Annotated in this window: 18 protein-coding genes; 5 read left to right on the top strand and 13 right to left on the bottom strand. The window is 71.3% G+C overall.

Going from position 1 to position 21,089, the window contains the following annotated elements; translation table 11 throughout:
- Positions 1–2: 2 nt before the first annotated feature.
- Positions 3–1,202, bottom strand: coding sequence for a pyruvate dehydrogenase (acetyl-transferring) E1 component subunit alpha (gene pdhA, locus DEJ48_RS19135; protein ID WP_150217367.1), 1,200 nt, complete (start codon positions 1,200–1,202; stop codon positions 3–5).
- A 415-nt stretch (positions 1,203–1,617) separates the two neighbouring features.
- Here pdhA (DEJ48_RS19135) and DEJ48_RS19140 point away from each other — a divergent pair, with 415 nt between their 5' ends.
- Both DEJ48_RS19140 and DEJ48_RS19145 read left to right on the top strand, forming a co-directional pair.
- Positions 1,618–2,280 (top strand): response regulator, encoded by a 663-nt coding sequence (locus tag DEJ48_RS19140; protein ID WP_150217368.1) that lies wholly within the window; start codon positions 1,618–1,620, stop codon positions 2,278–2,280.
- A 114-nt stretch (positions 2,281–2,394) separates the two neighbouring features.
- Positions 2,395–2,817: a pyridoxamine 5'-phosphate oxidase family protein gene (locus tag DEJ48_RS19145; protein WP_150217369.1), complete on the top strand. Its 423-nt coding sequence runs from the start codon at positions 2,395–2,397 to the stop codon at positions 2,815–2,817.
- 48 nt (positions 2,818–2,865) lie between these two features.
- On the opposite strand, the gene DEJ48_RS19150 is transcribed toward DEJ48_RS19145, so the two are convergent.
- A complete protein-coding gene (locus tag DEJ48_RS19150) occupies positions 2,866–4,428 on the bottom strand; it encodes a protein kinase domain-containing protein (protein WP_150217370.1) in 1,563 nt (520 codons plus the stop codon).
- Between the two features lie 305 nt (positions 4,429–4,733).
- Here DEJ48_RS19150 and DEJ48_RS19155 point away from each other — a divergent pair, with 305 nt between their 5' ends.
- Positions 4,734–6,386 carry a protein kinase domain-containing protein gene (locus DEJ48_RS19155; RefSeq protein WP_150217371.1) on the top strand — a complete coding sequence of 551 codons (1,653 nt, stop codon included), beginning with the start codon at positions 4,734–4,736 and terminating at the stop codon, positions 6,384–6,386.
- A gap of 103 nt (positions 6,387–6,489) precedes the next feature.
- Here DEJ48_RS19155 and DEJ48_RS19160 read toward each other — a convergent pair whose 3' ends face one another.
- The 9 genes from DEJ48_RS19160 to pdhA (DEJ48_RS19200) form a co-directional block, all read right to left on the bottom strand.
- Positions 6,490–7,035 carry a bacterial proteasome activator family protein gene (locus DEJ48_RS19160; protein WP_150217372.1) on the bottom strand — a complete coding sequence of 182 codons (546 nt, stop codon included), beginning with the start codon at positions 7,033–7,035 and terminating at the stop codon, positions 6,490–6,492.
- 79 nt (positions 7,036–7,114) lie between these two features.
- Positions 7,115–7,546, bottom strand: a complete 432-nt coding sequence (locus DEJ48_RS19165; protein ID WP_150217373.1) for a hypothetical protein — start codon at positions 7,544–7,546, stop codon at positions 7,115–7,117.
- Between the two features lie 126 nt (positions 7,547–7,672).
- On the bottom strand, positions 7,673–8,650 hold the full coding sequence (locus tag DEJ48_RS19170; protein WP_150217374.1) for an NAD(P)H-quinone oxidoreductase: 978 nt from the start codon (positions 8,648–8,650) through the stop codon (positions 7,673–7,675).
- Between the two features lie 67 nt (positions 8,651–8,717).
- Positions 8,718–9,815: a potassium channel family protein gene (locus DEJ48_RS19175; RefSeq protein ID WP_150217375.1), complete on the bottom strand. Its 1,098-nt coding sequence runs from the start codon at positions 9,813–9,815 to the stop codon at positions 8,718–8,720.
- Positions 9,812–11,485 (bottom strand): molybdopterin molybdotransferase MoeA, encoded by a 1,674-nt coding sequence (locus tag DEJ48_RS19180; protein WP_150217376.1) that lies wholly within the window; start codon positions 11,483–11,485, stop codon positions 9,812–9,814. The genes DEJ48_RS19175 and DEJ48_RS19180 overlap by 4 nt, the downstream gene beginning before the upstream one ends.
- Complete coding sequence (locus DEJ48_RS19185; protein ID WP_150217377.1) at positions 11,482–12,501, bottom strand: NTP transferase domain-containing protein; 1,020 nt, start codon at positions 12,499–12,501, stop codon at positions 11,482–11,484. Before DEJ48_RS19185 ends, DEJ48_RS19180 begins: the two co-directional genes overlap by 4 nt.
- 148 nt (positions 12,502–12,649) lie before the next feature.
- Positions 12,650–14,128, bottom strand: coding sequence for a dihydrolipoamide acetyltransferase family protein (locus DEJ48_RS19190; RefSeq protein ID WP_150217378.1), 1,479 nt, complete (start codon positions 14,126–14,128; stop codon positions 12,650–12,652).
- Positions 14,128–15,156: an alpha-ketoacid dehydrogenase subunit beta gene (locus DEJ48_RS19195; RefSeq protein WP_150217379.1), complete on the bottom strand. Its 1,029-nt coding sequence runs from the start codon at positions 15,154–15,156 to the stop codon at positions 14,128–14,130. Before DEJ48_RS19195 ends, DEJ48_RS19190 begins: the two co-directional genes overlap by 1 nt.
- Positions 15,153–16,316: a pyruvate dehydrogenase (acetyl-transferring) E1 component subunit alpha gene (gene pdhA / locus DEJ48_RS19200; protein WP_150217380.1), complete on the bottom strand. Its 1,164-nt coding sequence runs from the start codon at positions 16,314–16,316 to the stop codon at positions 15,153–15,155. The genes DEJ48_RS19195 and pdhA (DEJ48_RS19200) overlap by 4 nt, the downstream gene beginning before the upstream one ends.
- Positions 16,317–16,505: 189 nt before the next feature.
- Between pdhA (DEJ48_RS19200) and DEJ48_RS19205 the strand changes: the two genes are divergently transcribed.
- Positions 16,506–17,015, top strand: a complete 510-nt coding sequence (locus DEJ48_RS19205; protein WP_411757466.1) for an Lrp/AsnC family transcriptional regulator — start codon at positions 16,506–16,508, stop codon at positions 17,013–17,015.
- Between the two features lie 45 nt (positions 17,016–17,060).
- On the opposite strand, the gene DEJ48_RS19210 is transcribed toward DEJ48_RS19205, so the two are convergent.
- Together DEJ48_RS19210 and DEJ48_RS19215 are read right to left on the bottom strand one after the other, a co-directional pair.
- Positions 17,061–17,654 carry a TetR/AcrR family transcriptional regulator gene (locus tag DEJ48_RS19210; RefSeq protein ID WP_150217381.1) on the bottom strand — a complete coding sequence of 198 codons (594 nt, stop codon included), beginning with the start codon at positions 17,652–17,654 and terminating at the stop codon, positions 17,061–17,063.
- Entirely contained in the window at positions 17,651–19,162 is a 1,512-nt protein-coding gene (locus tag DEJ48_RS19215) for a 3-hydroxyacyl-CoA dehydrogenase (protein WP_150217382.1), read from the bottom strand. The genes DEJ48_RS19210 and DEJ48_RS19215 overlap by 4 nt, the downstream gene beginning before the upstream one ends.
- A gap of 197 nt (positions 19,163–19,359) precedes the next feature.
- Here DEJ48_RS19215 and paaN point away from each other — a divergent pair, with 197 nt between their 5' ends.
- A complete protein-coding gene (paaN, locus tag DEJ48_RS19220; protein ID WP_150217383.1) occupies positions 19,360–21,051 on the top strand; it encodes a phenylacetic acid degradation protein PaaN in 1,692 nt (563 codons plus the stop codon).
- Positions 21,052–21,089: the final 38 nt, after the last annotated feature.

Below are 21,089 nucleotides of genomic sequence, written 5' to 3' on the forward strand. Positions count from 1 at the left end.
GGTTACTTGACCTCCCCGGCCGCGGGGGCGTCCGCGAACGACGCCTGGTAGGCGGCGAACTGGGCGCGCTCCTCGTCCACGAGTGCGTGCCCGTCGGCGTAGACGTTCTCGAAGATCGCCATCAGATCCGGATCCGGCATCGCCCGCACCACCTCTCGCACTCGCTTGCCCAACGCTTCGCTCTCGTCGTCGAGTTCCGCGAAGAATCCCTCATCCGCGTGACCTTCGGACTCCAGGTACGCCCGCAGCCGCAGGATCGGGTCCTTGGCCTCCCAGGCCGCCCGCTCGTCGTCGTTGCGGTACTTCGACGGGTCGTCGGAGGTGGTGTGCGCCCCCATGCGGTACGTGAACGCCTCGATCAGCGCCGGGCCCTCGCCCGTACGGGCCCGCTCCAGCGCCCACTTGGTGACCGCGAGACAGGCCAGGACGTCGTTGCCGTCCACCCGTACGCCGGGGAAGCCGTACCCCTGCGCGCGCTGGTAGAGCGGCACCCGGGTCTGCTTCTCGGTGGGCTCGGAGATGGCCCACTGGTTGTTCTGGCAGAAGAACACGACGGGAGCGTTGTAGACCGCGGAGAAGGTGAACGATTCGGCCACGTCGCCCTGGCTGGAGGCACCGTCGCCGAAGTACGCGATCACGGCCGAGTCCGCGCCGTCCTTGGCCACGCCCATCGCGTAACCGGTGGCGTGCAGGGTCTGCGAGCCGATGACGATCGTGTACAGGTGGAAGTTGTTGCCGTTCGGGTCCCAGCCGCCGTTGTTCACGCCGCGGAACATGCCGAGCAGGTTCGTCGGGTCCACCCCGCGGCACCAGGCGACGCCGTGCTCGCGGTAGGTGGGAAAGACGTAGTCGTCGTCGCGGGTGGCGCGGCCCGAACCGATCTGGGCGGCCTCCTGGCCGAGCAGCGACGCCCACAGGCCCAGCTCGCCCTGGCGCTGCAGAGCGGTGGCCTCGGCGTCGAAGCGGCGGGTGAGGACCATGTCGCGGTAGAGACCGCGCAGCTCCTCGGCGGTGATGTCCGCGACGTACGCGTCGTACACCGCGTTCTTCGCGTCCTTGACCCGCTTGCCCTCGGGGGTGAGCAGCTGAATGAGCTCGGGCTCGTTGCTTTTCTGCGGCGCGGGCTTCTTGGCGCTTGCGCGCTTGCCGCCGCCGGTACTGCTGCGGCGCGGTTTGCGCGCGGCGGTGCTCTCCACGGTCACGTGTGCTCCTCCGTCGGTCCGGCCCCCGGGGGTTACCGGGAAAACCAGTACGGCTCGCCTGGTCCGTGCCCGCGCACGGGGTGGGTGCGACTCAGCCGGGAACAGGCGTGACAGGTGCCCCGGCGAGCGCCCTGCACCAAGCACGTTACCCAGTGCTTCCCATTTCTGTGAAACCCCATCTGACCTGCGAATTTGCTTGGATTTCCAAGTAAACGGTCAGTCAGTCGACATACTCGGATTTCCGAGTAAGTCGAGAAAACCGGGAACACTTCCTGGTCACAGCACTGATCACAGCCTGGCAGGGGGCCGGAACACCGGCACGTTATCCCGGCCACCCCGGGGACGGGAAGGGTTCAGAAGGGGTCCGAAGGGTTCCGCACGGGCACGGAAAGGGATCGTGTGTGAGACTGGCTCCGTGCGCGAAGATGGAAAAATTACGGTTTTTCTCCTCGACGACCATGAAGTGGTCCGGCGTGGAGTCCATGAGCTGTTGTCCGTGGAGTCCGACATCGAGGTGGTCGGCGAGGCCGGCACCGCGGCGGACGCCCTGGTCAGGATCCCCGCGACCCGTCCCGACGTGGCGGTGCTCGACGTGCGCCTGCCGGACGGCAGCGGTGTCGAGGTGTGCCGCGAGATCCGCTCGCAGAACGAGGACATCAAGTGCCTGATGCTCACCTCGTTCGCCGACGACGAGGCCCTCTTCGACGCGATCATGGCCGGCGCCTCCGGCTATGTCCTCAAGGCCATCCGCGGCAATGAGCTCCTCACCGCCGTGCGCGACGTCGCCGCCGGGAAGTCCCTGCTCGACCCCGTCGCGACGGCCCGGGTCCTGGAGCGGCTGCGCGACGGCAACAACGCCAAGGGCGACGACCGCCTGGCCAACCTCACCGAGCAGGAGCGGAAGATCCTCGACCTGATCGGCGAGGGCCTGACCAACCGCGTGATCGGTGAGCGGCTGCACCTCGCCGAGAAGACGATCAAGAACTACGTCTCCAGCCTGCTGTCCAAGCTCGGCATGGAGCGGCGCTCCCAGGCCGCGGCGTACGTGGCGCGCATGCAGGCGGAGAAGCAGCACTGACGCACTCCCCGGCGCGACGGACGGGGGAGCGCGCCGGTTCAGGGACTTACGTCCTCCGTTGATGGGGGCGGGATCCCCTTTTCCGACGCCGTGTCGATGAACCAAGGTGGGGACATGCCCACCGACGACCGGCTCGCCTTCGAACTGCTCCGCCGCACCGACTACGGCCGCGTGGCGACCAGCATGCGCGCGCTGCCCTTCCTCGCCGCGGCCCGGCACATCGTCGTGGACGGCAAGGTCCTGCTCCGCATGCACAGGGGATACGGCTACCACCGGGCCTGCGTGGGAAGCGTCGTCGCGTACGGCGCGGACAACCTCAACGTGGCGAGCGCGAGGGACGGCCAGTGGACCGTCCAGCTCGTCGGGGTCTGCGATCGCGTCGAGCCGACCAACGCGGAGCTGGAACTCTTCGGGCCCACCCCGCACTACGTGGACGGCGAGCTCTTCGACCCGGTCTACATGCGGATAGAGCCGCAGTTCACGACGGTCCACACGCTGCACGCCGGCCACGACCGCCAGCTCCAGCACATCCTGTAGACCGCCGGGTACCGGACGGTCGGACCGCCCGGTGCCGGACGGTCCGGCTCAGGCCCCTTCGCCGTCGGCGCCGCCGTTGCCCGCGCCCTCGTCGTCGCCACCGGGGTCGGTCGGGTCGCTCGTCGGCTCGGTCGGGTCCTTGGTGGGCTCGGTCGGGTCCTTCGTGGGCGTGGACGGATCACCGCTGGGCGTCGTCGGGTTCCCGGTGGGCGTCGTCGGACGCGTCGTCGGGTACGTCGGATTCGTCGGCCGGTTCGTCGGCTCGGTGTAGTCCGTCTCGCCGCCGGTGCCCGTGTCCGGGTCCGACGTCTCGTCCTGCGTCTCCTCGTCCGCGCTCTTGCTCGGCTCCTTCGACTGGGACTGCTTCGTCGCGGGAGTCTTCGGCGGGTCCTTCTTCTCCTTCTTGTCGCTCGCGTTCAGCGCGAACGCCACACCCACCGCGATGGCGATGATCGCGAGCACGGCGACGATCCACAGCCTGCCGCGGCCGCCCTTGCCGCCGTGGTGCCCGCCGTCGAAGCCGCCGTCGTCACCCGGCGGACGCAGCATGGGGCTCGGGATCTGCGCGGTACCGGAGTCCGGGTGCGCCATCGCCGTGGTGCCCCCGACGCCCATGGTCGGGGTGTTGCCGCCCTCGTGCATCGCGACGGGGCCGGTGTTCCAGGTCCCCGTGTGGCTGCCCTGCTCGGCCAGCATCTGCAGCCCGTACTGGACCAGGCCGCGCATCTCCTCGGCGGTCTGGAACCGGTCGTCCGGGTCCTTCGCGAGGGAGCGCATGACGAGCCCGTCCAGCTCCGGCGGCGCCGCGTCCGAGACCTCGGACGGCGGCACGGCCTGGTCCTGGACGTGCTGATAGACGACGGAGAGCGGCGTCTCACCGGTGAACGGGGGCCGCAGGGCGAGCAGCTCGTAGAGGAGACAGCCCGTCGCGTAGAGGTCGGAGCGGTGGTCGACGGCCTTGCCGAGCGCCTGCTCCGGCGAGAGGTACTGGGGCGTACCCATGACCATGCCGGTCTGCGTCATCGTGGACTGCGCGCCGTGCAGAGCGCGCGCGATGCCGAAGTCCATCACCTTCACCGCGCCGGTGTGGGTGATGATCACGTTCGCGGGCTTGATGTCGCGGTGCACGATGCCGTGCTGGTGCGAATAGGCCAGGGCTTCGAGGACGCCCGAGACGATGATGAGCGCCTGCTCCGGACCCGGCGCCTCCGCGTTGATCAGCAGATCGCGGATCGTCCGGCCCTCGACGATCTCCATGACGATGTACGGGACGACGTTCGGCCCGACGACGTCTTCACCGGAGTCGTACACCGCGACCACGGCGTGGTGGTTGAGACCGGCCACGGACTGCGCCTCACGCGTGAAACGCGCCTTGGAGACCGGGTCCTCGGCGAGGTCGGAGCGGAGCAGCTTGACCGCGACCGTACGGCCGAGACGCACGTCCTCGGCCGCGAAGACCTCGGCCATGCCGCCCCGGCCGAGTCTGTGGGTCAGCCGGTACCGGCCGTCGCCGACGAGCCCGCCGTTGCCCCACAATTCAGGCGCGTCTGACATACCGCCGCCAGTCGCCTCGGGGTCGGACGGGCCCTGAGCGCGCTGCGTCTGTGCCATCAGTCCTCGCCGTCGTTTCTGGTCGTGGTACTTGGTGCCGAGTACGTGGAGATACCGGGTACTCAGTCGGCCACGCTACAGCCTTCGCGCCCCCCGCCGGTCCGAGGTGGACCGGACATCAAAGCCGCCCGGGGGTCCCGTGCGCAAACTTGTAACGCTTCCGAGACGCTTCTTGCGCGTACGGTCACGGAACGGGCACCGAGCTTGACGCGTCATCGTCCTGGGGCAGACTTGGCCTGGAATAGCGGTAATCGATCAGCAGCCGCGGAGCCGTCCGGCAGCCGCGCCGATGGGGGACGCACTAGATGAGCAGCCAGGACGGCGCACAGGGGCGGTACGCGGGGCGTTCGCTGGCCGGTGGCCGCTACCAACTGCGCGATCTGCTCGGCGAGGGCGGCATGGCGTCGGTGCATCTCGCGTACGACACCGTCCTCGACCGCCAAGTCGCAATCAAGACACTTCACACCGAACTCGGTCGCGAACAGTCCTTCCGCGAGCGCTTCCGCCGCGAGGCCCAGTCGGTGGCGAAGCTCACGCACACGAACATCGTGTCGGTCTTCGACACGGGTGAGGACGATCTGGACGGCACGACGATGCCGTACATCGTCATGGAGTACGTCGAGGGCAAGCCGCTCGGCTCCGTGCTCGACGCGTCCGTCGCCCAGCAGGGCGCGATGCCGACCGACCAGGCACTGAAGATCACCGCGGACGTCCTGGCGGCCCTGGAGATCAGCCACGAGATGGGCCTGGTCCACCGCGACATCAAGCCCGGCAACGTGATGATGACCAAGCGCAACGTCGTCAAGGTCATGGACTTCGGCATCGCCCGCGCCATGCAGTCCGGCGTCACCTCCATGACGCAGACCGGCATGGTCGTCGGCACCCCGCAGTACCTCTCGCCGGAGCAGGCCCTTGGCCGCGGCGTCGACGCGCGCTCCGACCTCTACTCGGTCGGCATCATGCTGTTCCAGCTGGTCACGGGACGGCTGCCCTTCGAGGCGGACTCGCCGCTCGCCATCGCGTACGCGCACGTCCAGGAGGAGCCCGTCGCTCCCTCCTCGATCAACCGTTCCCTGCCGCCGGCCGTGGACGCGATCGTCGCCCGCGCGCTGAAGAAGAACCCGAACGAGCGCTTCCCGACCGCCGAGGCCATGCGCGACGAGTGCCTGCGCGTCGCCCAGTCCTTCCAGGCGGCGGCCCCCAGCATCGTGCCGGGCGCGCCCACCGCGAGCGGTGCGGGCGTCGGCTCGGCGGTCTTCCCGCCCGTCGACACGTCGATGCCGCAGAGCGGCGCCGTCCAGACGCCGTACCAGCCGGGTTCCTACGGCCCCCCGACCCCCGCACCCACCCCGGGCTACGGCTACCCGCAGCAGAGCGGCTACCAGACCCCGCCCCCCGTCAACGCGTACGCGCCGCAGCAACAGGGTGCGCACACCCCGCCGCCGTACAACCTCTCGCCGCAGCCCGCCACGGCGACCTCGCCGTCCGGTTCGGGCGGCTCCGGGGGCTCGGGCGGCGGCAAGGGCGCCAAGCGGAACATGCCGGTGGTCGTCGGCTCGATCGTCGTCGCGCTCCTCGCCATCGGCGGCCTGATCACCGCTCTGACGCTCAACGGCGGCGACGAGGGCAAGGAAGCCACCGACGACAAGTCGAAGCAGCCGGTCGCCGGTCACAAGGGTCCCGACCGGACCCAGGTGATCGAGACCGAGAAGTGCACGGAGCCCGAGGTCGGCTACAACGACGAGGAAAAGATCAAGGTCCCGGACTTCACGTTCAAGGACTGGAAGTCGGTCCTTTCCTGCCTGCAGTCGGCGGGCTGGGGCTTCGACAAGCGCAAGGTCAATGAGAACGCGTACGGCGAGGACACGGTGATGCGGCAGACCCCGAAGGAAGGCACGGAGGTCGACCCGAAGAACCTGGAGATCCAGTTCGACGTGTCCTCGGGCAACCCGGCCTAGTTCTCCGGCTCGCTCCTGGAACGACGGAACGACAGAGGGGCTCGGTACGCAGTGTGCGTACCGAGCCCCTCTGCTCTGTTCCCGGTCTGTTCCCAGTCAGGGGCTACAGGTAAGGGCCACCCGTGCGGCCCGCGATGCCGCCGCCCTCGTCCTCCTCCTCGCCGCCGCCCACGCCCGGCGGCAGCGCCCGCCGCATGGACTCCAGCTGGGCCCGCGCCGCCATCTGCTGCGCGAACAGCGTCGTCTGGATCCCGTGGAAGAGGCCCTCCAGCCAGCCGACCAGCTGGGCCTGCGCGATCCGCAGCTCCGCGTCGCTGGGCGTCGCCTCCTCGGTGAAGGGCAGGGAGAGCCGCTCCAGCTCCTCGACCAGCTCGGGAGCGAGGCCGTCCTCCAGCTCCTTGACCGAGCTGGCGTGGATCTCCTTGAGACGGACCCGGCTCGCCTCGTCGAGAGGAGCCGCCCGCACTTCTTCGAGCAGCTGCTTGATCATGCTGCCGATGCGCATCACCTTGGCCGGCTGTTCGACCATCTCCGTCACCGGGACCTCGCGGGATTCGTCGTCTCCGCCACCACCGAGTGCCATTCCGTCCTGGCCCACGACCAGGACCTGGGGGCTCTCCGGCGACCGTTCGTTCCTCGGCATCTCCATGCCGCCATTCTCTCGCACCCGTACGTCACACATCGGTGGTGCCCCCATACGCGGGTGATCCACCCTGCGAGCCCGTCCTTCAGCCGCGGCGCAGGCGGAGCCCCAGGAAGCCGAGTCCGAGCCCGATCAGGACGAGCCCGCCACCGAGGGGCAGGACACGGAGGTTGGGCAGGACGGGGCCGATCGGGGCACGTTCGGTGGGGTCGGACGCGGTGTCCCGGTGTGCGGCGGGGGTCGGCCTGGGCTGCCGCGGGGGCGGGGCGACCGGGGGCGGGGTGTGGGGCACGGGCGTCGGGTCCAGGATGGGCGGCTGGGCCCCTCCGGGACGCTCGCGGCCCTCTCCGGCGGGGCTTCCGGCGCGTGCCGTCTCCTCGACGGTGGTGACGGTGTTTCCGGGGGCGGATTCGGCGGCGTGCGCGGCGGGGGCGTATACCGGCAGGGCCACGAGGAGCGCTGCGCCGACCAGGGTGATCGCGGGGGCCGCGCGGCGGCTCGCCCAGGAAGCCTTCACGGGATCAGCGTCACATGAGGGGGCAATTCCGGCATCTCGGGCGGGGTGAGCGGGCCGGGCAAGCGGGTGGGGTGAGCGGGCGGGTTGAGCGGGCGGGGCGGTGCCCCACCCGCTGCCCGTGATCCGCTACCGCGTGAGCAGCACCTTGCCGATGTGGCTGCTCTCCTCCAGGACCCGGTGCGCCGCCGCCGCGTCCCGCATCGGCACGGTCCGGTCCACGATGGGCCGCACGTGGCCCCCGCCGATCAGCGGCCAGACGTGCTCCCGCACGGCCGCGACGATCGACGCCTTCTCGGCGGCCGGGCGGCCGCGGAGCGAGGTGGCGGTGACGGCGGCGCGCTTGGTGAGCAGCGCGCCGATGTTCAGCTCGCCCTTGGCCCCGCCCTGCATGCCGATGATCGCGAGGCGGCCGTTGACGGCGAGGGCGCGCACGTTGCGGTCGAGGTACTTCGCACCCATGTTGTCGAGGATGACGTCCGCGCCGGCCCCGTCCGTGGCGCGCTCGACCTCCTCGACGAAGTCCTGCTCGCGGTAGTTGATGAGGACGTCGGCCCCCAGCTCGCCGCAGAACGCCAGCTTCTCCTTGCTGCCCGCCGTGACGGCGACCTTCGCGCCGACGGCCTTGGCGAGCTGGATGGCCATGGTGCCGATGCCGCTCGAACCGCCGTGCGCGAGCAGCGTCTCGCCGGGCCTGAGGTGGGCGATCATGAAGACGTTGGACCACACCGTCGAGGTGACCTCGGGCAGCGCGGCCGCCGTGACGAGGTCGACGCCGTCGGGCACGGGCAGCAGCTGGCCCGCCGGGACGACGACCTGCTCCGCGTAACCGCCGCCGGAGAGCAGCGCGCACACCTCGTCGCCGACCGCCCAGCCGGAGACGCCGGAGCCGAGCGCGGTGATGCGTCCTGAGCACTCCAGACCGGGGTACGGGGAGGCGCCGGGCGGCGGGTTGTAGAAGCCCTGCCGCTGCAGCAGATCGGCGCGGTTGACGGCGCTCGCCGCGACCTCGACGAGCACCTCGCCCTCGCCGGGCACGGGATCGGGGACCTCGGCCCAGACGAGCGCTTCGGGGCCACCGGGTTCGGGGATCGTGATCGCATACATGCTGGCGAGGCTACTCGCGTACGCGGCGACGGGCCGGGCGAGCCGGGGGCCGCCCCGTCTCCCCGGCTCAGTTCGGGCGCAGCGGCTTGATGTCCGGGGCGACCGCCGTGCCGGGTGACGCCCGGACGATCGTGATCAGGCGGTCCGTCAGCTCCAGCTTCCCGACGGCCGGATCGTCGTATCCGAGCACGCGATGTCCTCGTACGACACTCACCACCAGGTCGTCCGTCTCCCGCACGTTCAGCCCCACCTCGGCCTTTATGACCGGGCGTTCGACGAGGTCGAGGCCGCTGCCCTGCTGGATCAGGTCCTCCATGACCATGCCCGCGCTCGGGCTCAGCACGGAGAGACCGAGCAGCCGCCCGGCCGCACTGGCGCTGGTGATCACGGCGTCCGCGCCGGACTGGCGGAGCAGCGGAGCGTTCTCCTCTTCCCGTACCGCCGCCACGATCTTCGCCCCGCGGTTCAGCTGACGGGCGGTGAGCGCGACCAGCACCGCCGTGTCGTCGCGCTGCGTCGCAATGATGATCTGGCGGGCGCGCTGCACCTCGGCGCGGAGCAGCACATCGCTGCGCGTCGCGTCGCCGACGACGCCCGCGAACCCCTCCGCCGTGGCCGCGTCGATCACCTTCGCGCTGGGGTCGACGACCACGATCTGCTCCGGCTTCAAGCCGGTCGCGCAGACCGTCTGGATCGCGGAACGACCCTTCGTACCGAAGCCGACGACAACAGTGTGTTCACGCAAGTTGGACCTCCAGCGGGACAGACGCCATTCCTCGCGCGTCCGTTCCGTGAGCACTTCGAGAGTGGTGCCGACCAGGATGATCAGGAAGAGCACGCGCAACGGCGTGACCAGAAGGATGTTGGTGAGCCGCGCGCTGTCGCTGTACGGGACGATGTCGCCGTATCCCGTGGTCGAGAGCGTCACCGTCGCGTAGTACGCGGAGTCGAGGAAGTCGAGGCGGTTGTCCGAGTTGTCGTGGTAGCCGTCGCGGTCGATGTAGACGAGGACCGTCGTCAGGGCCAGCACGAACAGCGCCATCGCGAGACGGCGGGTGACCTGGCGCAACGGACGCTCGACCGTGCGCTGGGGCAGTTTGATGCGGTGTGTCGTGTGCTGCTCTTCGGGGTGACGCGCCATGGCGTCATGCCCGGGAAGTTTCACGTGAAACGCTCCTCGCCGTCTACGACTGCCCCATCCCCGGGCCCAGCCCCCGCCTCGGGCCCGGCCCCGGATCCGGTGCCGACTCCCGCTGCGGTGTCGGCTTGCGCTCCGTCTCCGGACCCTGCGCTGTCCTCGGCATGGCCCCCGTCCATCGGACCACCGTACAAAGCCGCGCCCGCGCCCGTTCCGGTGCCCACCTCGGGAACGGCCCACGGCAGGTCGAGGACCTCCACCTCCCGGCCCTTCCGCGCCCCGCCGGGCGGTACGACGGCGAGTCCGTCGGCCGCCGCGATCCCGCGCAGCATCGCCGGGCCGTTGAAGTGCAGCGGCACGGCACGCTCGGCGCGCAGGGCGACGGGGACGAGGCGGGTGTCGTGCGGGTGCCCCTGGACACCGTCACGCAGGGGAGCGGTGTACGTGACGGGCCCGCCGCAGCCCGCCGCGCGGCCGGAGAGCGTACGCAGCAGGGGTTCGGCCAGCGTGAGCAGGCCGGACACGGCGGCGAGCGGGTTGCCGGGCAGCCCGACGAGGTGCCGCCCGGCCGCGACGCGGGCCAGCAGCATGGGGTGCCCGGGGCGCACCGCGACACCGTCCACGAGCAGTTCGGCGCCGATCCGGCGCAGGATGGGGTGCACGTGGTCGACCGGCCCCGACGCGGTGCCGCCGGTCGTGACGATCAGGTCGGCGGTGGACGAGGTGATCGCGTCGTGGAGGGCTTCGGCATCGTCACCGAGCCGCCGGACAGCGGTCACTTCGGCGCCCAGCGCGTGCAGCCAGGGCGGCAGCATCGGGCCGAGCGCGTCCCGGATGAGTCCTTCGCGGGGCAGGCCGTCCGTTAGCAACTCGTCGCCCAGGACGAGGACTTCGGCTCGGGGCCTGCGGTACACCGGCAGCGCGTCGTACCCGGCGGCCGCGGCGAGACCGAGCACGGCGGGAGTCACCAGGGCGCCGGCGGGCAGGAGATGGTCACCGGAACGGCACTCCTGGCCGCGCGGCCGGATGTCCTGGCCGGTGACCACGTCGCGCAGGGCGTGCAGCCTGCCCTTGTCGTCGGTCCTGCCGTGCTCGCTGCGCAGCACCGCGGTGGCGTCCTGCGGAATGCGGGCACCCGTCGCGATCCGGACCGCCTCGCCGTCGGAGAGGGCGTCCGGCCGGGCATGTCCCGCGAGGATTCCGTCGGCCCGTACGACCCAGGGGCCGGGGCCGCCGACGACCCAGCCGTCCATCGCCGAGGTGTCGAAGGACGGCAGATCCGTGAGGGCGGTGAGCGGCGCGGCGAGGATCATGCCGAGGGCGCGGTGGAGCGGTACGTCCACGGGCTCGGTGCCGGGCCCGGTGGCGGCCCGCTCGGCTCGGGCGCGGGCGGCGGGCCAGGGGGTGATGTCGCGGTGCTTGTCCGGTGCCGGGGCTTCGGGGCTGCCGGAGCGGGCGGCGGGGGTGGTGGCCGCCGGGGCGGAGGCCGAGGCTGGTGAGGAGGGGGATGGGGAGGAGGGGGATGGGGAGGGGGGCAGGGTTGGCGACGGTGCCGAAGCCGACGTCGGCCGGTGGGCGGGGTTGTCGTGGGCCGCGTGGTCCTCGTGGGCCGCGTGGGTCCCGTGGGTGTCGCGGTGCCCGTTCACCAGGGCGAGCGCCTCGTCGAGCTCGGCGTCCGACGCGGGCTGCCCGGTCATCCGGCGTCCGGAGACGTACCGGGCGCGGAGCCGGGCTTCGCGGAGTCGGACTGGGCGGAGTCGGACTGGGCGGAATCGGACTGGCCCGGGCCGGGCTTCGCCTCCTGCTGGTCCTCGTCCGCCCAGCGGGCCGCGAGAGCCGCGGCCTTGCGCGTCGCCTCGGCCACCACCTCGACGCCACCCACCGCTCCGCCGCGCGCCGCGGCCTGCGCCGCCGCGTACCCGACGAGGAACGTGGTCAGCGGTGCCGCGGGCCTAGCCACGCCGTGCGCGGCGTCGCGAGCGAGGTCCAGGAGGGCGCCGGTGTCGACGTCGAGCTCGATGCCCAGCTCGTCCTTGACTGCGGAAATCCATTCATCCAACACGTTGCCATGCTCCCTGATCCGTGCCCGAGCGGAGGCGATGTCGTCCCAGGTGTCGCAGTCGAAAGCGGCGAGGGGGTCGGCGACCCGGGTGAGGGCGAGCCGCGCGGTGAGTCGCCGCAACGGCAGCCCGGTGAGCCCGCCACCCCCGGGGCCGTGGTCGGGGTCGGGGTCGTGGCTGTGCCCGTGACCGTCCCGTGCGCCGAGCACGGCGATCTCCCGCAGGAGTGCGTCTCGCCGATAGGCCGCGACGAGTGGCTGATCGCGGCCGTCGGGGTCGGTGAGGACCGCCCCGTCGGCCCCGCTCACGGCCAGCTCGGCGAGGAGACGACGTACGGTCTGTTCGCCCAGGAACGGCAGGTCGGCGGAGAGCACGACCACCCGCTCCGCCGAGGTGCGTGCGAGCCCCGCGTCGAGCGCGGCCAGCGGGCCGCCGCCCGCGGGCTCCTCGCGTGCCCAGACGACGGGGCGCGCGGTCGGCCGGGGCGCGGCCACCACGACGGTCGTACCGGCACCGGAGCAGGCGGCGAGCACCCGGTCGATCAGCGCACGGCCGCCGACCCGCACCCCCGGCTTGTCCGCGCCGCCGAGACGGGCGGCGCCGCCTCCGGCGAGCACGACGGCGTCGTACGGGCCGCCCTCTTTCGTGGTCACACCCCGAGTATGGGCATACGAAGGATCATTGACACCCCCGCGAAGGGCCCTACGGGCACGGGACTTACGTCACGCGCCCCCGCCCGCCCCGCACGCGTCCACTTCGCCCGCCTCCCCTCCTCATGCCTCCCCTCCGCACGCCTCCTCCTCACACCGACCGCAGCAACACCGCCGGCTGCTCGACACAGTCCGCCACGTACCGCAGGAAGCCACCCGCCGTACCGCCGTCGCACACCCGGTGGTCGAAGGTGAGCGACAACTGCACGACGTGCCGCACGGCCAACTCGCCCTGGTGCACCCACGGCTTGGGCACGATCCGGCCCACGCCGAGCATGGCCGCCTCGGGGTGGTTGATGATCGGCGTGGAGCCGTCGACGCCGAACACGCCGTAGTTGTTGAGGGTGAAGGTGCCTCCGGTGAGCTCCCCCGGCGTGAGGGTTCCCGCGCGCGCGGACTCCGTCAGCCGTATGAGCTCCGCGTTGATCGAGCCGGTCGTCCGCGACTGCGAGTGCCGCACCACGGGGACGACCAGGCCCCGCGGGGTCTGCGCGGCGAAGCCGAGGTGGATGTCGGCGAACTGCCGCACCTCACGTGCCTCCATGTCCACGGCGGAGTTGAGCGCCGGGAAGCGGGTCAGCGCGGCCACGCTGATCCGCGCGAGGAGCGCGAGCAGCGACACCTTCTGGCCGTCACGGTCCGACATCGCGTCGTTCATGGCCTTGCGGGCCGCCAGCAGTTCGGTCGCGTCCGCGTCGACCCAGCAGGTCGCCTCCGGTATCTCACGGCGACTGCGGGACATCTTGTCGGCGACGAGACCACGGAGTCCGGTCAGCGGGTGCCGGGAGTAGAGGCCTGCCTTGCCCGGCTCCTCCCCGGCCTCCACGCTCTGCCGTGCTTCGTGACGCCCCGCACGGATCAGCTCGTCGTCCTGCCGAACGGCTGCCTCGATCGTCCGCTTGCGTGCCTCGTCGGACGTCCGGGCCTGCGCCACCGCCCGGCGCGCCTCGACGGCAGCCTCGACATCGGCCCGCAGGATCAACCCGTCCGGCCCGGACCCCACCAGACTCCGCAGGTCGACGTCGTTCTCCCGCGCGAGCTTCCGTACGAGGGGCGAGATCACCGGAACCGGCCCGTCGGCAGCGGAAACGGAAGCGGGGGCGGGCGCGGGCGCGACCGGAGCCGGGGCGGCGGGCGTGGGAGCCAGCGGGGCGGAGACCCGCACGGACCGCACCCTGCGGCGCCGCGCGGGCGCCGCAGCCGTCCCGTACCCGACCAGCACGTTGCCGGAGGACTCCTCCGAGGCGGCGTGCTCCGCGGCTGTCTGCAACGCCCGCTCGGCAGGCTCCTCAGGCGCCCCGCCCGAAACCGCCCCGCCGGAGTCCGCTCCTACCGCCACCGTCAACAGCGGTGCCCCCACCGGCAGTTCCGTGCCCTCCTCGCCGAAGCGGGCCGTGACCACGCCTCCGTAGGGGCACGGCACCTCGACCATCGCCTTGGCCGTCTCGACCTCGACGACCGGCTGGTCCACGGTCACGACGTCACCGACCTCGACGAGCCACCGGACGACTTCCGCCTCGGTCAGCCCTTCCCCGAGGTCGGGCAGCTTGAATTCAAGGACCTGGGCCATCAGCTGTCCGCCTCCCACTGCAGCCGCGCGACCGCGTCCAGGATCCGGTCGACGCCCGGGAGATGGTGCTTCTCCAGCATCGGCGGCGGATACGGGATGTCGAATCCCGCCACCCGCAGCACCGGCGCCTCCAGGTGGTGGAAGCACCGCTCGGTGACGCGCGCGGCGATCTCGCCGCCGGGGCCACCGAAGCCGCCGGACTCGTGGACGACGACGGCCCGCCCGGTCCGCCACACGGACGCGGCGACCGTCTCGTCGTCGAACGGCACCAGGGAGCGCAGGTCGACCACTTCGAGGTCCCAGCCCTCGGCGCGGGCCGCCTCGGCCGCCTCCAGGCAGACGGGCACGGACGGTCCGTACGTGATGAGCGTGGCGCTGCGTCCGGGGCGCCGCACCACCGCGCGGCCTATCGGTTCAACGGTCTGCGGGGCGTCCGGGTTCCAGTCGGCCTTCGACCAGTACAGCCGCTTCGGCTCCAGGAAGACCACGGGGTCGTCGGATGCGATGGAGGCGCGCAACAGGCCGTAGGCGTCGGACACCGTGGCGGGCGTGACGACATGGAGGCCGGGCGTCGCGATGTAGTACGCCTCGGAGGAGTCGCTGTGGTGCTCGACGCCGCCGATGCCGCCGCCGTAGGGCACGCGCACGGTGATGGGCAGCGGCATCGCGCCCCGCGTACGGTTCCGCATCCGCGCCACGTGCGAGATCAACTGCTCGAAGGCGGGGTATGCGAAGGCGTCGAACTGCATCTCGACGACGGGCCGCAGCCCGTACATCGCCATGCCGACCGCCGTGCCGAGGATGCCGGCCTCGGCGAGGGGCGTGTCGGTGCAGCGGTCCTCGCCGAACTCCGCGGCGAGCCCGTCGGTGACCCTGAAGACACCGCCGAGCGCTCCGACGTCCTCTCCGAGGACGTGGACGGACGGGTCCTCGGCCATCGAGTCCCGCAGCGCGCGCCCGAGCGCCTGCGCCATGGTGGCCGGCTTGGTCGCCGATTTGGTGACCGGCTTGGCCGCGACCGTGCTCATCGGGTTTCCTCCTCAGCCTCTCCCGAGGCCACTTCCTCTTCCGAGGCCACTTCGAGCTCGGCCCGCAACTGTGCCGCCTGCTCCCTGAGTTGGGAGGTCTGCTCGGCGTACACGTGCGTGAAGAGGTCCATGGGGTCGAGCACGGGCTCCTGGTTCATGTGCTCGCGCAGGTCGGCGGCCATGGCCTCGGCGTCGTCGGCCGCCTGCCGCTTCAGGTCGTCGTCCAGAAGTCCGCGCTCCGTCAGCTCCCGCTCCATGAGCAGGATCGGGTCGTGGTCGCGCCAGGCGTCGACATCGGTGTCCTGTCGGTAGCGCGTGGCGTCGTCGGCGTTGGTGTGCGCCTCCATGCGGTACGTGACCGCCTCGACGAGCGTCGGGCCGCCGCCCTCACGCGCGCGGGCGACCGCTTCGCTCAGCACCTCGTGCATCGCCGCCGCGTCGTTGCCGTCGACCAGGCGACCCGGCATGCCGTACCCCACGGCCTTGTGGGCCAGGGACGGGGCCGCGGTCTGCTTGGCGAGCGGCACGGAGATCGCGAAGCCGTTGTTCTGCACGAGGAAGACGACGGGGGCCTGCCACACCGCGGCGAAGTTCAACGCCTCGTGGAAGTCGCCCTCACTGGTGCCGCCGTCACCGACCATGGCGAGCGCGACGACCCCGTCGCCCTTGAGCCGGGCCGCGTGCGCGAGGCCCACGGCGTGCGGGAGCTGGGTCGCAAGAGGGGTGCTCAGAGGCGCTATGTGGTGCTCTCGCGGGTCGTACCCGGTGTGCCAGTCGCCGCGCAGCAGCGTCAGCGCGCTCGCGGGGGCGAGGCCGCGGGCGACCACGGCGAGCGTGTCCCGATAACTGGGGAAGAGCCAGTCCCGCTCCTCCAGGGCGAGGGCGGCGGCGATCTCGCACGCCTCCTGCCCGGTGCTGGAGGGATAGACCGCGAGCCTGCCCTGCTTGGTCAGCGCCGTCGCCTGCGTGTTGTACCGACGGCCGCGCACGAGCTCCGCGTAGAGCCTGCGCAGCAGCTCCGGGTCGACCTTGTCGGCGGCGCCGGTGCCCAGAACGCGGTACGGCTCCGCGTCCGGCAGCAGCGGCGCGGGGTCGGTCCTGGGCTGCCAAGCGGGGGGCGGGGTGGGCCGGTAGGCGCCCCGCTGCTCCATGACCGTCATGACGGCACCTCCTGGGGGAAGCGGTCTCCTCGAGGGAGCGGCAAAAGAGGCGCGCGAGGTGATGCGCCTCACCTACCGATTGTTCGGTCGTCGGCACATTTTGGCTACAGGCACCTCCAGGCTGTGGACAAACGGTTCTGCACAGCCTGGGATGGATGCAGTACGTCCATGGTAGGGAGGCGGGGGGACATGGCATCTGAACGAATGGCCGACGGGCAGGACGGCGACCGCCCGGAGCCGCAGATACCGGATCCGCGCCCCCTGGACGCGATAGACCGCGACATCCTCCAGATCCTGCACACGGACGGTCGCGCGTCGATACGCTCCGTGGCCGAGCGGGTCCATGTGTCACGGGCCAACGCGTACGCGCGCATCAACCGCCTCATCGACGACGGGGTCATCCGGGGTTTCGGGGCGCGCATCAACCACGAACGCGCCGGGCAGGGCGCGTCCGCGTACATCACGCTCAAGATCGTCCAGAACACCTGGCGCACCGTGCGCGAGCATCTGCGCACTCTTCCCGGCGCGTCCCACATCGCCCTCGTCAGCGGCGACTTCGACGTACTGCTCCTGGTGCACACGCCCGACAACCGGGCCCTGCGCGAGCTGGTGCTCACCCGACTGCAGTCCATCCCCGAAGTGCTCAGCACGCGTACGTTGCTGGTCTTCGAGGAGGACGACATGGAGCCGGAGAGCTGATCTCCACCGGGCTCCACGTCCCCGGCACGCAGCCGGGGACGGAGCTCAGCGGTCCGTGCGCAGACCCGAGAAGGCCAGCTGCACGACCGCGTCGGCGATCTGCTCGCCGTTGGCGGCGCCCCGGCTCTCCGGCCGGTACCACTCCACGATCGAGTTGATCATGCCGAAGAGCAGCCGGGTGGCGAGCCGCAGTTCGACGTCGGAGCGCAGGTCACCGTCGGCGACGGCCTCCTTGAGCAGCGCCGCCACCTGCTGGTCGAACTCCCTGCGCCGCTCCATGGCCCAGCGCTCGGTGTCCGTGTTGCCGCGCACCCGCAGCAGCAGCGTCACATAGGGCAGTTCGGCCACCAGCACCTCGACGGTGCGGCGCGTCACGTACTCCAGCCGCTGCACCGCACTGCCCACGCGCGCGTGCTCCTCGGCGAGGATCCCGAAGAGCCCGTCGAGCGCCCGGCTCACGGCACGGCGCAGCAGTTCCTCCTTGCCGGCCACGTGGTGGTAGATGGAGGACTTGGAGATACCGGCCGCCTTGGAGAGGTGCTCCATGGACGTGCCGTCGTAGCCGCGCTCGTTGAAGACCCGGACGGCCACGCTCAGAAGCGTCTCCGGGGTGTACGTGTCGCGCCGGGCGGTGGTCATGAGTACTCCTCTCGCACGGCTTGGCGCCGCAGTGCCTGGGAGGGCGCGTAACGCCCGGTGGGGTACTCGTCGTGCAGGGCGTCGAGGGCCTCTGCGACCCGGTACGTGGTGAGGTTGCGGCCCCATGCGACGGGCCCGAGCGGGTAGTTGACGCCGAGCCGCATGGCGGTGTCGATGTCCTCGGCGTCCGCGACCTCGCGCCCGACGGCGTCGAGGGCGAAGTCGACGAGCATCCACACCGTGCGGGCGACGATCATGCCGGGGGCGTGCCCGATGACGCTGACCTTCTTGCCGAGCGCCTGGAAGAGGCCGATCGCCTCCTTCAGGGACTGCTCGCCGACCCTGCTCGAAGGGGAGAGGGCGATCCTGGTGGCGGCCCGGTAGTCCAGCGCCAGGTCGAAGTGGATGGCGGGCTCGGTGCCGGTGTCGGCGGCCGTGCCGTCGGCCAGGGCGAGCCGGGCCCCACTGGGGAGCTCGATGAAGCCGGGGTACTCGGGTACCCCCTTGCCGCGTCCGACCCGGATGCCCGCCTCTCCCATGAGGGCGGTGAGCGCGTCCGCCGGGAAGAGGTCACCGTGCACGGTGACGGACTGTGGCGCCTTCGCGGGCGGCGCGGTGTGCGGCTCCGCGCGCGAGACGTCGTCCCCGTACGCGTACCAGCCCTGCCCCGACTTCCGGCCGAGGCGGCGCGACTCCACGAGGCGGCGCTGCGCCAGCGACGGCGTGAACTTGGGGTCCTGGAAGAAGGACTCCCACACGGAGCGCGTGACGGCTTCGTTGACGTCCTGGCCGATGAGGTCGGTGAGCTCGAAGGGGCCCATCTTGAATCCTCCGCACTCGCGCAGGACGGCGTCGATCGTGGCGGGGTCGGCGACCCGCTCCTCGTACAGGCGCAGCGCCTCGGCGTAGAAGGGCCGTGCGATGCGGTTGACGATGAAGCCGGGGGTGTCCGCACAGCGCACCGGGGTCTTCCCCCAGGTTTTGGCCGTCTCGTACGCGCGCGTGGCCGCCGTCTCCTCCGTCGCGAATCCGCTGACGACCTCGACGAGAGGCAGCAGGGGCGCCGGGTTGAAGAAGTGCAGTCCGACGAAGCGGCCCGGGGCGCGCAGGGCGCCCGCGATGGCGGTCACCGAGAGGGACGACGTGTTGGTGGCGAGCAGACAGTCCTCGGCGACGACCTCCTCGAGGTCCAGGAACAGCCGCTGTTTCACGTCGAGTTGTTCGAGGATCGCCTCGACGACGAGACCGCAGTCGGCGAGCTCCGCGAGGCTCTCGGCGGGGGTGAGCCGGGCGGCGGCCGCGGCACGATCCTCGGCGGTCAGCCTGCCCTTCTCGACGAGCCGGTCCAGGCGCGCACCGATCGCGTCGGCCGCCGCTTTCGCGCGGCCCGGCGCGGCGTCGTACAGCCGCACGGGGTGGCCGGCGACCAGGGCGACCTGGGCGATGCCCTGCCCCATGGTTCCGGTACCGACCACGGCAACGGCGCTGCTGAGCTCGAGTGCTGTCATGTTCGCGATCCTCCCGCACGGCCCGTCGGCCGCAGGGTCCGGGGGTGGCCGTCAAGAAGTTGTCCACAGCTTTGACGGACCCTCTTGTCCCGACCGATCGTTCGGTTACTCTAGCCCTGTCAGAGCGTTCCTGCCCACCGTCCCTGCCCAGCTCGCCAGCTCGACGAAGAGCTGCCCGAGGAGGAGTTGGTCCCGTCATGGCCGCCGAACTCACCGCGCACCAGCTGATCGCCAAGCACCGGCCCACCCTCGACCAGGCGCTGGAGACCATTCGCACGCGTGCGTACTGGTCCCCCCACCCCGAGCACCCGAAGGCGTACGGGGAGAACGGCAGCCTGAGCCTGCCCGAGGGAAAGGCCGCCTTCGACGCCCTCCAGGGCACCCGATTCGACCTCGACCAGCCCGGCACCGACGACTGGGTCGGCGGCGAAGTCTCTCCGTACGGACCGGAGTTGGGGATCACCTACCCCCACCCGGACATCGACACCCTGCTGCCCGCCATGCGCGCCGGAATGCGCGCCTGGCGCGACGCCGGGGCGGAAGTGCGCGCGATGGTCTGTCTGGAGATCCTGTCGCGCATCAGCGCCCGCACGCACGAGTTCGCGCACGCGGTCATGCACACCAGCGGCCAGGCCTTCATGATGGCCTTCCAGGCGGGCGGCCCGCACGCCCAGGACCGAGGCCTCGAAGCGGTCGCTTATGCGTACGTGGAGCAGTCCCGCACCCCCGACGCCGCCGAGTGGACCAAGCCCCAGGGCAAGCGCGACCCGATCGCGCTGAACAAGCGGTTCACCCCCGTGGCGCGCGGCATCTCGCTCATGATCGGCTGCAACACCTTCCCGACGTGGAACGGCTATCCCGGCCTCTTCGCCTCGCTCGCCACCGGAAACCCCGTCCTGGTCAAGCCCCACCCCCGCGCGGTCCTGCCCCTCGCGCTCACGGTGCGGATCGCCCGCGAGGTCCTCGTCGACGCGGGCTTCGACCCGAACCTCGTCTGCCTGGCCGTCGAGCGTCCCGACGAGGGCATCGCCAAGACCCTCGCCGTGCGCCCCGAGATCAAGCTGATCGACTACACCGGATCGACGTCCTTCGGCGACTGGCTCGAGGCCAACGCCCGCCAGGCGCAGGTCTACACGGAAAAGGCCGGGGTCAACACCGTCGTCGTCGAGTCGACGGACAACTACAAGGGAATGCTGGCCAACCTCGCCTTCTCCCTGTCCCTGTACAGCGGCCAGATGTGCACCACCCCGCAGAACCTGCTGATCCCGCGCGACGGCATCCGGACCGACGCGGGCGCGAAGTCGTACGACGACGTGGTCGCCGACCTCGCGGCCTCGGTCAACGGCCTGCTCGGCGACGACGCCCGGGCCAACGGCATCCTGGGCGCCCTGGTCAACCCCGACGTGAAGTCCCGGCTCGAAGCGGCCGCGGGCCTCGGCGAGGTCGCCCTCCCCTCGCGGGAGATCGCCAACCCGGAATTCCCCGACGCCGTCGTCCGCACCCCGGTGATCGTCAAGCTGGACGGCGCCAAGCCGGACGCCGAGGCTGCCTACCTGAGCGAGTGCTTCGGCCCGGTCTCCTTCGCGGTCGCCGTCGACTCGGCGACGGACGCCGTGGAGCTGCTGCGCCGCACGGTGCGCGACAAGGGAGCCATGACCGTCGGGGCGTACACGACGTCGGAGGAGATCTCCGCCGCCGTCGAGGAGACCTGCCTCGAAGAGTGCGCCCAGCTGTCGCTGAACCTCACGGGCGGCGTCTATGTGAACCAGACGGCGGCGTTCTCGGACTTCCACGGCTCGGGCGGCAACCCCGCGGCGAACGCCGCACTGTGCGACGGCGCGTTCGTGGCCAACCGCTTCCGCGTGGTGGAGATCCGCAAGGACGCGTGAGCCCTAGGCGTTCCGCCTGACGCGGGACGCGCGGCGGG

Source organism: Streptomyces venezuelae (assembly GCF_008642315.1).
Taxonomy (GTDB): domain Bacteria; phylum Actinomycetota; class Actinomycetes; order Streptomycetales; family Streptomycetaceae; genus Streptomyces; species Streptomyces venezuelae_D.

Excerpts from the sequence above, each read along its gene's own strand:
- DEJ48_RS19145 (WP_150217369.1), top strand. The coding sequence starts at position 2,395 with ATGCCCACCGACGACCGGCTCGCCTTCGAACTGCTCCGCCGCACCGAC.
- DEJ48_RS19150 (WP_150217370.1), bottom strand. The coding sequence starts at position 4,428 with ATGGCACAGACGCAGCGCGCTCAGGGCCCGTCCGACCCCGAGGCGACT.
- DEJ48_RS19155 (WP_150217371.1), top strand. The coding sequence starts at position 4,734 with ATGAGCAGCCAGGACGGCGCACAGGGGCGGTACGCGGGGCGTTCGCTG.
- DEJ48_RS19160 (WP_150217372.1), bottom strand. The coding sequence starts at position 7,035 with ATGGAGATGCCGAGGAACGAACGGTCGCCGGAGAGCCCCCAGGTCCTG.
- DEJ48_RS19170 (WP_150217374.1), bottom strand. The coding sequence starts at position 8,650 with ATGTATGCGATCACGATCCCCGAACCCGGTGGCCCCGAAGCGCTCGTC.
- DEJ48_RS19180 (WP_150217376.1), bottom strand. The coding sequence starts at position 11,485 with ATGACCGGGCAGCCCGCGTCGGACGCCGAGCTCGACGAGGCGCTCGCC.
- DEJ48_RS19190 (WP_150217378.1), bottom strand. The coding sequence starts at position 14,128 with ATGGCCCAGGTCCTTGAATTCAAGCTGCCCGACCTCGGGGAAGGGCTG.
- DEJ48_RS19195 (WP_150217379.1), bottom strand. The coding sequence starts at position 15,156 with ATGAGCACGGTCGCGGCCAAGCCGGTCACCAAATCGGCGACCAAGCCG.
- pdhA (WP_150217380.1), bottom strand. The coding sequence starts at position 16,316 with ATGACGGTCATGGAGCAGCGGGGCGCCTACCGGCCCACCCCGCCCCCC.
- DEJ48_RS19205 (WP_411757466.1), top strand. The coding sequence starts at position 16,506 with ATGGCATCTGAACGAATGGCCGACGGGCAGGACGGCGACCGCCCGGAG.
- DEJ48_RS19210 (WP_150217381.1), bottom strand. The coding sequence starts at position 17,654 with ATGACCACCGCCCGGCGCGACACGTACACCCCGGAGACGCTTCTGAGC.
- DEJ48_RS19215 (WP_150217382.1), bottom strand. The coding sequence starts at position 19,162 with ATGACAGCACTCGAGCTCAGCAGCGCCGTTGCCGTGGTCGGTACCGGA.
- paaN (WP_150217383.1), top strand. The coding sequence starts at position 19,360 with ATGGCCGCCGAACTCACCGCGCACCAGCTGATCGCCAAGCACCGGCCC.